Raw genomic sequence first — 11,861 nt, forward strand, 5'->3', positions numbered from 1 at the left:
ATATAGGAATCTTTCCGAATATAATTGAATGGAAAATAAAGAACTTGGTCTTGATAATCAAGATATCAAACAACGCTTAATGAAGTCATTTAACTTAACTGCTGAACAGGCTGTCCAAGCGGTACAAAACAAATAGTTTATATTCTTTAAAACTTAAAAAATCCTGTAGGCGTATTATAAAGTACCCTCCAGGATTTTTAAGATCTATTAATAAAACATTACAAAAAGCTATTATTCTCCCTGTTCATCCTTCACCGGATGCTCAATCCGATAAATATCAAACATGTATTCAACCACAGTCTTAAGAACAGCATAGAATGGGATACAAAGAATCATTCCGGCAATCCCAGCAATGTGCCCCGCAGCAAGCAAGAGGACAATGATTGTTAGTGGATGAATCTTAAGGGTCTTACCGATAATATTTGGATAGATAATATTACCATCAACCTGTTGAACAATCAGAACAACGACAATTACCCAAATTAATTTATCCGGGGCCATTGTCAATGAAACAAATAGTGCTGGGGCAATCCCGATATATGGACCAACATAGGGGATGATGTTGCACAAACCAGCGACAATCCCAAGGACAAGTGCCAGTGGTTCGTGAATAATTAGGTAACCAATTGAAGTAAAGACGCCAACGAAGAGACATTCAATCACTTGTCCGGCAATGTATGAAGATAAGGTGTTGTTCATCTTGCCAAGCAACTGGTTAACTTCCTTAGCGTGGTGTGGTGAAAGCCACTTCTGAATGGCAGGGACCAATTTTGAGCCATCCTTTAACATGTAAAAGAGCATTACCGGAACCGTAATGGTAACAACGGTAATGTTAGTAACCATTCCAATAATGTCGCCAACCCGTTCAGAGAGCCCCTTCAAGATCTTTTGTGCATAAGCGGCTAATTGATGATCAAACTGACGGTAGTATGCATTAAGATCCACGTGTTTCAACGGCGAATGCTTAATCGTATCGTTCATTAAACTCTGCAGCCCATTAACTGTTTGCGGCAAGTGATTAACTAATTGGCTAATTTCCTTTACTACTGGTGGAATTAATGCCGAAATTCCCCAAATGATAATTAGTATTAGCAGGACAACAATTAGTAAACTAGCCACGCCACGATTTATCCGGAATTTACCGATCCTGATCTTCATGATCAAATTCAGAATTGGGTTCAACATGTAATATAAGAATCCCGACAGCAGCAATGGGACAAAAACTACTGATAGGAATGTCCAAAATGGCTTAAAAATAAACTGAATTTTGGTACAAACAAATATTAGTGTCGCAATTGTCAAAAAAACAATCGGCCAAAACAGCCAATGATAAAATTTTTCTCGATTCATTATAATAATCCTAACATTTACAAAATAAAAGGACACCTCGTAAAAGCAGGTGCCACAACATCCCTTCTACCATACACTAAGGATGTTTGATTGTAAATGAGAAAAATAATTCATTCCTTTCTATTAGCAATCTTAACCTTGAAATTCATATCTGTAGTACTACTTACTTCATCGTTTTAACAACATAGTGCTTACCTGCCGTGACATCGTACTGAACAAGACGGTAATCATGAAGCAGTTCTTTTTGCTTTTTCGTTAGTTGGTTTTCTTTAAGGATTTTGCCTTTTTGCGTAATAAAGCGACTGTTACTATTGTAGGCATTCACATTACCGCTTGCCTGAACATCCTCGGTAATCACCGGCAGCTGTTCGTAAACCCGTGTCAGCAAGGCCTGATACCAGTCAACTTTGTAGTTGGTTTGCTTAGCTGCCATAGCAATAAAGTCGTTTGGTGCAACGTAAGCCGTCTTTTGCTTAAAGTTCCGTGCACCATGTTCTCGCGCATATCGATTAGAATAAATGAAATAATCTGTTTCATGGAGTTTGAGACCATCCTTAGTCATCTCATTACCATTTTTAATATAGACGGTGGGGAGATACAAAAAATAGTATACAAAAGGCCTGTAATAGCACCGTTAAATGCTGTTATTACAGGCCTTTTCATGGTTATAAATGCTGACTAGAGTCGCTAAGAACTATTCCTCTATCCCTCGCTTAAACGTATCAAAAATCAACTGATCCTTAATTACTTCCCGATCTGGGGTTAAGTCCCACGGTGAACCTGCCCGATGAGTTTGCTTGCTTAATCGAGAAGCGTTGTAGTTAATGTAATCTTCGTTCACTTTACTTAGAAGATCTACAATCTCGCCATCCTGTGAAACTAAGTTATAGTCATCCATCGCTTCTTTATCTGGCTTATCAATGTCCAGAACACTTTGACCATTAAATTTATCATGTACTTCCGTTATCAATGGGCCATATTGGAAGTGGACGATTGTTGAAGAAAATAATTTATTTCTGGTTGCGGCTAAAAATCTCCCATACGCAATGTAGAGCAGTTTAATGACCTTCATTTGTGTCAATGGGTCAATATTTAAATCGCTATCCCTTTCAAAATAGTTTTCAACTCGTAACCAATTAGCTAATTGTACGGCCGTAAACTTAGGTTTCTCCTTTTGTGACCCAACCACACCATCATTATTGCTTAGATAAGAGTTCACCTTCGAAATTAATTCATCAGAGTAATCATTCTTTTCATCAGCAATATATTGTTGAAGCACATCATCATTAGCAATGAGTGATTTTAGCAGTCTATTATTGGCTTTGGTAGGAAATGCACCAGCCTCGTAAAGTGCTATTGTATTTGGACTTAACCCAGTTAATTCAGCTAAATTACGTTGAGATAGTCCTACCTTAGCACGATATTGCTTTAATTCTTGTGGTGACAGTAATCCCATCTCATCACGGTATTGTTGACGAGCTATTTCGGCAGCTTGATCATCCAGCTCTTTATCCGGAATCAGTTCATTGGTGTTACTGTCAAAAAGAGCCGGCGCCGTTACCGTGTACTCATGTCCGTTAATGGTATAAGTAGTTGTGAAGTTCTTTTGGTAAGCCATATAAACCTCCTCCTTTAATAATCAAGATGAAAACTGATAAATACCACTTTTTGGTTATTCTCAGTAAATATAAACTTAATGTAATAAGTCTGTCCATCACTAGTTTTAAATACCCAAACAAATTGTAATGGATTATTTCGATTAGGTTCATGTTTGACAAAATCGTTAATGGATAACTGTCTAACAATTTCCTTAGCTAAAGTTACAGAAACCGGCATTGCCATTCTGCTTTGTCGTTGAACCATATAAAATCGATCATGATTTACAAGAAATTTTAATCTTGCTAATGCTTCACCAACCTCCATTACAATCCTCCTAGTATTTTATTGCTATATCATTATAGCATGACGGTGATGCCTTTACTACTAATTAGTAGCACGAATATCAAATAATAAAGTCTCCTAATCAAAGTTCACAAAATGATCAAGATATTCTGCATATGATTAAGATAATTCAGTTCACTAAAGTTAACACATTTTAACCACGACTAAGCTTGCTACACCAGCAATCCAAGCACTTCTACCATTCAAAAACTACTTACCAACATCTGCCCGTGTTAACAAACGTGTTAAAGCAGCCCCATTTAAGTAACCAAAAACCTGTAACGCCAACAATACGCTGGTATTACAGTCTTATGTGTTCTTGTGGTACTCACTACAGCTTCAGCAATATCTACATAATTTTAATCAATAAAAAGCCAAGTAATATTAATTAAGTTTCCTTTATTACCCTTTCATTGCATTTCATTACAAAATTGGTCATTTTAATTGCTAAACATTTACATTAACATTTCAAATATGTTACAATATATGCATTAAAAGAGAACAACAACGTTAAAATTAACGTTGCCGGAAGGAGTGCTATTACCATGAAGATGAATAAGAAAGTTTTAAATAGTTCACTTGTTATTTTACTTGCACTAGGTCTAGGTGGTTGTGCTGTTGGCAGTTCCACAACTACATCGCACAAGACCCATGAAGCATCAAGTTCACAAGTGGTTAAGCAAAGTCACAAGAAGAGTGAAAAGTCAGCATCAACCAGTGCTAAAACTGCAGCTGCTACTAGCCACTCAGCAAGTACAAACGTTGCATCTTCAAGTAGTAGCACAAGTTCCGCTAAGAACGTAACTACCAGTTCGGCTGCAAATACAACTAACAATGGTGCTAACCAACAAGTTACTGCTCCAGCTAAAGTTGCTAGTTCATCAAGCAGCGTTAAGGAACAAAAATCAGTTCAACTTGGTCTAGGCGATGTCGCAACTTGGACTGACTCTGAAGGAGTTACCCACAATGTTGATAGCGACGGGATGGATCGTTACACTACCAAGGGAAGTTCCCAAGTTCAATACAAAGACTGGTCAGGAGCATTGCCAAGCGGAGTTACGGTAAGTCATAACGAATAATTAAAATAGTGGAAATAGCATTCTTTCACAAAAAGAGGAGTCAGCAATTAGCGCTGATTCCTCTTTTTGGGTTTATAAAACATTTAGCTCAAACATGCTGTACTTCTTTTACAGTAATATTTTCATTCTTATTAAAGTCAAAAATAAGATCACTTTCAATCTTATTAATAGCTTCAAAAATTTTCAAACAGTAATTTATATTTTTTCGTTTTTCACCAATTACTTTATTACAAAATGATTTATCAACAAAGAAAATTTTCTTTTTAGTATGTGGATCGACAATAATGCTATTTATAGCTTCATTACCAAACTTTGCTGATGGCCAATTTCTGTGAATATATTTTATTGTTCTTTTTGGCTTTGGCTCCTTAATATTAATAATTGCTGCCATATCACCTGAATTAATACAAACTAACTGATAAACATCTTTCCCATCCTCACAATCATATGCAACACAAAAATGAAGTTTCGGCTTAGGATCTAACCGATATTTTAAATCTTTTCTACTTACGTAACATGCATAGCAAGCTGCCAATAAAGCAAAAAATGCCAAAATAGCCGAAGCCACATCAGCCCAAGCCGAAATAATACCTGAATCCATTTTCAATTCACCAAGTCTCTTTTTATTTGATTGTATAACAAAAAGGCTGCCAATTCAGACAGCCTTCTAAATTAGATTTAATTATAGGCAATGACCATTAACATCAAAGTAATATTCCCTGTATTCACCATTCCACGGAGCATAATGCCAGCCATTAGCTACCATATCACCTGCACCATCAAAATAGTACCAAGCACCATTGATCCATAACCATTCATTCTCGGCCCTAGTACCATCTGCTTTAGAATACGACCAGGTTGGATATTGGTTATGGCCATTACTGAATGAATGCCAGCAATTTGTTACATAGTGGCCGTTTACATCAAAGTAATATTCATTGTATTGATCATTCCACGAAGCACCATGCCAGCCATTAGCTACCATATCACCTGCACCGTCAAAATAGTACCAAGCACCATTAATCCATAACCATTCACTTTCTGCTCGTGTGCCATCAGACTTGGAATATGACCATGTATATTCTGGATATGCATATTTGCCATTATTATATGAATGCCAACTATTTGTTACGTAGTGGCCATTAACATCAAAATAATATTCGTTATATTGCCCATACCATGGAGCACCATGCCATCCATTAGCAACCATGTCACCTGCACCGTCAAAATAGTACCAAGCACCATTGATCCATAACCATTCACTTTCTGCTCGTGTGCCATCAGACTTGGAATATGACCATGTATATTCTGGATATGCATATTTGCCATTATTATATGAATGCCAACTATTTGTTACGTAGTGGCCATTAACATCAAAATAATATTCGTTATATTGCCCATGCCATGGAGCACTATGCCATCCGTTAGCTGACATCTCACCTAAACCATCAAAATAGTACCAGGAACCATTGATTAATAGCCATTCACTTTCTGCTCGCGTACCATCAGTCTTACGATAAGTCCAATCATAGGTACCATCATAATTCCGACTTGATTGCCAGCCAGTTGAATAACCAGAGTACCAATCTGCTCGTGCTTGACTGGTAGTGGCTGTGACAGACTGAGCAACAGTCGTAGTTTGTTGTTCACTTGCAACATTACTACCTTGTGCACTAGTATCAGCAGAAGCACTCGTAACTGCTGCATCACTATTACTTACTTGAGTCGATACAGCACTACTATCTGTATTTACATTATTAGTAGTAGCAACAGTAGTACTATTCATATTGCTACTATTTGTACTTACATTAGTATCAGCACTAACACTAGTAATTCCAAGCGCTAATCCTGCTAAAACAGTGGTTGAAGCCAACCATAATTTCTTTTTCAAGATTATTCCTCCCCAAAAGTAACAAAATACGGTTTCATTTTAGCACTTAATTATTTAGCTAACAAGCTAACACAAAAAGGCTGACTCAACGCCAACCTTTCTTAATCAACTTATTCAGTTAACCATGCATTTTGCTCATCAAAATGGTAAAGCTTACTTTGTCCGTTATTGGTTAAGTAAACATCCCCAGTATCCGCTTCACCATTATTCTTAAAGTGGTAGTAGTGACCATTAATCTTTTGCCAGCCGATTAATGCTGAGCCACTAGCGTCAAAGTAATACCATTTTCCATTAACTTTTTGCCAACCAGTAGTCATTGCTCCAAACAAACCGTTATGTTGAGTGGTTAAGAAATATACCTTTCCGTTAACCGTTTGCAACCCACTCTCCATTTGGCCAGTCGTTGAGTTCATATAGAACCAGTTATTACCAATAAATTGCCAGCCACTATTCTGCCAAGTATTTATTGGATCGAAGTAATACCAACTGTTATCAATCAACTGAAATCCACGTACTGCCCAGGCATTAACAGTATCAAAGTAATAACCATGCCCGTTGATCTTTTGCCAACCTGTCAACGCTTTACCATCGTTACCAAAGTAGTACCAGTTTCCTGCACCAGACCGGAACCATCCCTTTGCTGCAGCTCCATTATTATAGAAGAAATACCAATTATTATTAATATTCCACCAGCCGGTCCGCATGGCTCCGTAGCTTCCATCATGTTGGGTATTCAAGAAATACAGACTATTCCCAACATTTTGCAATCCCGTCATCATTTGACCATAGCTAGGGTTAAAGTAGAACCAATTATTATCGATCCATTGCCAATTCGTATCCATCCACGCATTATTTACATCAAAGTAATACCAATTACCACTTAAATTCTGCCAATTGGTCAGTGCCCATGCATTATTTAAGTCAAAGTAATACTTATGATTACCAATCCACTGCCAATTAGTCTCAGCAACCCCCTGACTAGTAAAGTAATACCAGTGGCCGTTAATGAATTGCCAGCCAGTCAACGCAGCACCATTATTTTGGAAATAATACCAATTATTATTTACCCTTTGCCAACCAGTTACCATCGCACCACTATTGTTTAAGTAGTACACATTGCCATTAACATTCTTCAAACCAGTTTGCATATTACCAGTTGTCGGTTCTAGGTAATACCAATTACCGTTGATCCACTTCCAACCTAACTCTAATAGTCCAGCCTGATCAAAATGTCGCCATTCATTATCAATTAAATGCCAGCCAGGAGTGTTATATTCTTCAGCAGTACTAGAATTATTATCACCTTCAGCCCAGATAAAATGCATATCAACATTTAACAAATTAAAGTTAAATGTCGAACCATCACTATAAGTTCCCGTACCAACTGATTTAGTAATGGATGGGTAGATCCCAAGCGTATTAATTCTTTGTGGATTAGTCAAAAAATTTTGTGCATGACCAAAATTATCTGAAGCATCATTAAAGAGCATTCCCATTACACCATAGTAAATTAGTGCTCTTAAATCATCCATTGTAGTTACACTAAATACAGGAATAGCATTATTATTGATAAACTCATTCCCTTTAGCACTTGCAAAAGGACGAACAGCTAAACCATTTATATTATCATTATAAATTTGTTGGGCAGCAATATTTTCACTATGATTGTTAAGAATTTCTGGATCATGCCAATGACCATTCATTAATGATTCATTCTTATTTTGATATTCCAACGCCATTGACCGAACCTGATCTATCGTTTCGTCATTTAATTGAAAAGGCTCCAAGCCAAACTCACTTCTAATTTGATTTACTAAGCCTACTCCATACTGATTCATTTGGATCGTTTGTTCAGGACTTAGGTTATTAACATTTACATATTCTTTAGCGGCAACACTGTCTGATTGGTAATTATTCATACTCAACCCGCTAATTGTTGTCTGCTGAAAATCATTTGCTTCAGTAGAGTTAGAAATCCCCCTTAATTTATCAAGAGTATACCCTTGTGAGAAGTTTACGTACTGGGTACTCTGTGTATTTAAATTGGCCGAATAAAGTGCTGCAGTTGTCGCTGAAGCTTGCTGCTGAGCAACATTACTGACAATGGGCTGATTACTATTAACATTATCAGAATTAACACTTGTCGCGGAATCGGTTGTTTGTGTATCAGCGAGAACATTATTTTCAGCAATCCCAATCCCTATTGCGGTGGTCAGTGCCGCAACTGTCGTTATTTTCACAAGATTTTTATTCATCAATCTTCCCCCATAGTTTGTCGAAATAATCTTATATCATAATTCTACACTAACTGATATTATAAAACGAAATGTTTACAGAATTGTTAAGCTAATATTAGCAAATTGAAATGACCCTTACATTTATAGTATATTAATAAGGTTAAAAACTTTTAATTGAGGTACAAAATATGAATGACAATCACGAGACACGTGAAGAATATCGAAAAAAGATGGAACAACGGATCCATGATAAGGTAGCTCAGGATCAGAAGCAAAATCATGAATCCAAAATGTCAAAATTTAAGTTACCAAAATTTAAGTCTTCAAATAATAACCCACGGAGAACTTCATCAAATATGAATCCAAATACACCAGAAGTTCATCACTACCGAACTCCTCGCTGGGTTAAAAATATTATTTGGGCACTAGTTATTTTGGTATTACTCGGTGGTGGCTACGAATACCATAAGATTAATTCGGCTGCTAATAATATTTTTGGCAGTGGCGATGGTAAAATCAGCAAAAAGCTCCAAAAAGGTGAGCCTGTTTCTGTCCTAGCAATGGGAACTGATGTCGGTGCCTTGGATCGTGGAAATACTGGTGGAAATACTGACTCGCTTGAATTGTTTACAATTAACCCTAAAACAAAGAAAATAACTATGACCAGTATTCCTCGTGATACGCTAGTTCGTGTTCCGACTAAAGAAGGTCCTACATACGTAAAGATTAATGCAGCATATTCAATCGGTGGTCCCAAAAAGACCGTTAAAGCTGTCTCCGAGCTGTTAGATGTTCCGATTGATTACTATGCCGTTATTAACATGGGGGTTTTAAAAAAGGTTGTTAATACAGTCGGTGGTGTAACCGTAGATAATCCTTTTGCGTTTACGTACGAAGGACACCACTTTAAGAAAGGAAAGCAACACCTTAACGGTGAGTTAGCTCTTAAATATTCTCGGATGCGTTACAGTGATCCAAATAATGATTATGGACGACAAAAGCGTCAACAACAGATTATTGAGAGTGTTATTCAGAAGTTCAAGAAATCTGGTTCTATTGGAACTGCAAATAAGATTCTTGATGCGGTTAAAGATGGTGTAAAAACAAATATTCCAGTTGATGATATTGCTACACTATATGGTAATTACCACGCTGCAATGGATAATGTCACAACTTACCATTTCCAAGGACAAGATGCCACAATTGAGGGCGTCTCATTCCAAATTGCTAGTCCAAAAGAAATTAATCGTATTTCTAAACTCATTCGTAAACAACTAGGTCTTAAACCTAAGAAAGTTGTTAACCACGAAACTAGAATGTACAAGTCTCAACCATCCTATAATGGTGTAACTAATACAGACTTTATTCTTCCTGGTGGTGCTAGTTATAACGATCCAGGTAGTGGTAATGGAAGCGATTATGTTATTGGTGGTAAGACATCAATAAAATCGTCATCACAAAAACAAAGTTCTATCTATTCTAATAGTGCAAGAACCTATGGTGAAATAAGAAGCTCACAGGTTACTACCCAAGTTCCTCAAACAGAAAGAAGAACACAATCAACCGTCCGTAGTGAGTACCAAACTACAAGAACTCCTACTACTGGTCGTGTTTCTGAAAATACTACAGCACGTACTGTTCAAGAACCAACTACAACTCGTGAATAATAAAAAAATATCATTCGGAATTTTAGATAATTCTGAATGATATTTTTTTATTAGTTATCGTTATAATCTGATTCTGGCTTTAGCTTATTAGCATAACCATTAACTTCATCTTTCTGTGACTGATTAGTATAGTAATCTCGAAGCAGTCCCGATACAGTAACGTGTTTCGTTGTGGTCGAAGCCTCTGCTACTGATTGACCCTCTTTAGGATCAACGTATTTAATCGTTACGTCATTGCCATTCCGTTTAAAATAAAGCCAACTAGTCGGATCACCATTAGCAGTAACATAGCTAAAGCCATCCGAACCATTTCCATACCACATCATCCCATCACTTATTCCATCTTTAAACCAATCTGGTTCTTGATATAAAGCAACAAGAGTTCCCAGTTGCTGAGTTGATAAATTATGTGAATTATTCGTTGGTGTAGACTGGTTCCGCATGTCTTGAACCTTAGTATTATTAGCAACATTCATAATTCGACTAACCGCATGGTGTTGCTTGGCATAAGCGACCATTTCAGCCTTAGTTACCCCATCAGGAGATATACCAGCATCACTATCCGAGATGTAAGTTTTATTACCAGCTATTGTGTAGTAAGTACTATCTATCCCATGTTCACTATCCTTTTGATTAAGCTTTACATAATATAAAAGCTCTGCACCATCAGGGTAGTCCTTATAAAGCGGTCCTTCACCTTTTGGAACACTATCTTTATTATAGATTTTTACAACTGCTCCCTGACCAGATACTTCCATATCCTTAGAATAGTCATTCTGATCAGCGCCTGGCATATGTTCACCAGTATAATAAAGAACTAATGCTGCGTTTTGAGCTGGCGTTAGGTGCGCAGGGTCAAGCGTTGAACTATTAGAAGTAGTCGTAGTAGCACTAGTTCCACTTGATGACTTTTTAGCAATCTTCGTATTATTTGAACTAGAAGCTGAATTGTTATTATTTGTATTACCACATGCTGCTAAAGTTAGAGCAAGTAATGGTGTAGCAATTATTAAACCTAACTTTTTCATTAAAGATCCCCCAAAAATTAATATTTAACACTGTAATTATAAAACAGTTCAACTTATCTGCAATATCTTTCAAGCCAAAAGAAAAATCCATAACCTACATCATAGATTATGGATTCATTGAATTCGCTTATTTTCCAGTAACCGAAGTAGCTGTTACACGGAATGAATGACCATTACCACTCACAGTCCAATCATTAACCCCGTTTTGAACAGCTGTATATCCATCAACTTCATCAATTGACGGTAATCCAGTAGCTGGCTTACCAGAAATACCAGCATTGTTTAATTGGTTACCAATATGTTCCTTAACAATATTTTTAGCATCTTGTGCTGTCATTTGTCCACGAGTGTTTTGCTCTGATGATGAAGTAGCTGACTTATCAGTAGCAACACTATTAGTCGAATTATTTGAACTCATTTCTGAACTAGATGAAGAACTTTCACTTACCTTCTTACTTTGCTTAGTAGAAGTAGCTGCAGTTTTTCCTGAAGTCTTTGCGCTTTTTACAACTTTACTTGAAGATGCATCATTACTGGAACTCTTTTTAGCAGAACTACTTGAATTAGCACAGCCCGCTAAAGTAATCATTAATGCACCAGCAGCAACAGTTGCCATAATTTTTTTCATATAATAATGCTCCTTCTTGATTAATTGTTTCATCTATTAT

11 protein-coding genes are annotated in these 11,861 nt (G+C 36.8%); 2 read left to right on the plus strand and 9 right to left on the minus strand.

Going from position 1 to position 11,861, the window contains the following annotated elements; all coding sequences use genetic code 11:
- Window positions 1–231: 231 nt before the first annotated feature.
- The 4 genes from N4627_RS06830 to N4627_RS06845 all read right to left on the minus strand — a co-directional run bounded on the left by N4627_RS06830 (window position 232) and on the right by N4627_RS06845 (window position 3,273).
- Window positions 232–1,350, minus strand: coding sequence for an AI-2E family transporter (locus N4627_RS06830; RefSeq protein WP_260964386.1), 1,119 nt, complete (start codon window positions 1,348–1,350; stop codon window positions 232–234).
- 163 nt (window positions 1,351–1,513) lie between these two features.
- On the minus strand, window positions 1,514–1,912 hold the full coding sequence (locus N4627_RS06835; protein ID WP_260964388.1) for a hypothetical protein: 399 nt from the start codon (window positions 1,910–1,912) through the stop codon (window positions 1,514–1,516).
- Window positions 1,913–2,044: 132 nt separating this feature from the next.
- Window positions 2,045–2,968 (minus strand): type II toxin-antitoxin system antitoxin SocA domain-containing protein, encoded by a 924-nt coding sequence (locus N4627_RS06840; RefSeq protein ID WP_260964390.1) that lies wholly within the window; start codon window positions 2,966–2,968, stop codon window positions 2,045–2,047.
- A 14-nt stretch (window positions 2,969–2,982) separates the two neighbouring features.
- Window positions 2,983–3,273, minus strand: a complete 291-nt coding sequence (locus N4627_RS06845; RefSeq protein WP_260964392.1) for a type II toxin-antitoxin system MqsR family toxin — start codon at window positions 3,271–3,273, stop codon at window positions 2,983–2,985.
- Window positions 3,274–3,836: 563 nt separating this feature from the next.
- Between N4627_RS06845 and N4627_RS06850 the strand changes: the two genes are divergently transcribed.
- Window positions 3,837–4,370, plus strand: coding sequence for a hypothetical protein (locus N4627_RS06850; RefSeq protein WP_260964393.1), 534 nt, complete (start codon window positions 3,837–3,839; stop codon window positions 4,368–4,370).
- An 88-nt stretch (window positions 4,371–4,458) separates the two neighbouring features.
- Here N4627_RS06850 and N4627_RS06855 read toward each other — a convergent pair whose 3' ends face one another.
- The 3 genes from N4627_RS06855 to N4627_RS06865 form a co-directional block, all read right to left on the minus strand.
- The gene (locus N4627_RS06855) at window positions 4,459–4,971 is read right to left on the minus strand and encodes a hypothetical protein (protein WP_260964395.1); all 513 of its coding nucleotides are present in this window, start codon (window positions 4,969–4,971) and stop codon (window positions 4,459–4,461) included.
- Between the two features lie 81 nt (window positions 4,972–5,052).
- Window positions 5,053–6,261 carry a mannosyl-glycoprotein endo-beta-N-acetylglucosaminidase gene (locus N4627_RS06860; protein WP_003716792.1) on the minus strand — a complete coding sequence of 403 codons (1,209 nt, stop codon included), beginning with the start codon at window positions 6,259–6,261 and terminating at the stop codon, window positions 5,053–5,055.
- A 110-nt stretch (window positions 6,262–6,371) separates the two neighbouring features.
- Entirely contained in the window at window positions 6,372–8,516 is a 2,145-nt protein-coding gene (locus N4627_RS06865) for an SEC10/PgrA surface exclusion domain-containing protein (RefSeq protein WP_260964397.1), read from the minus strand.
- Window positions 8,517–8,854: 338 nt separating this feature from the next.
- On the opposite strand from N4627_RS06865, the gene N4627_RS06870 reads away from it, so the two are divergent.
- Entirely contained in the window at window positions 8,855–10,165 is a 1,311-nt protein-coding gene (locus tag N4627_RS06870; RefSeq protein WP_373878835.1) for an LCP family protein, read from the plus strand.
- Between the two features lie 50 nt (window positions 10,166–10,215).
- Here the strand turns inward: N4627_RS06870 and N4627_RS06875 are convergent, their stop codons facing one another.
- Together N4627_RS06875 and N4627_RS06880 are read right to left on the minus strand one after the other, a co-directional pair.
- Window positions 10,216–11,193 carry an Lreu_0056 family protein gene (locus tag N4627_RS06875; RefSeq protein WP_260964400.1) on the minus strand — a complete coding sequence of 326 codons (978 nt, stop codon included), beginning with the start codon at window positions 11,191–11,193 and terminating at the stop codon, window positions 10,216–10,218.
- A 127-nt stretch (window positions 11,194–11,320) separates the two neighbouring features.
- The gene (locus N4627_RS06880; protein ID WP_040530864.1) at window positions 11,321–11,821 is read right to left on the minus strand and encodes a hypothetical protein; all 501 of its coding nucleotides are present in this window, start codon (window positions 11,819–11,821) and stop codon (window positions 11,321–11,323) included.
- Window positions 11,822–11,861: the final 40 nt, after the last annotated feature.

Source organism: Limosilactobacillus vaginalis (assembly GCF_025311515.1).
GTDB lineage: Bacteria > Bacillota > Bacilli > Lactobacillales > Lactobacillaceae > Limosilactobacillus > Limosilactobacillus vaginalis.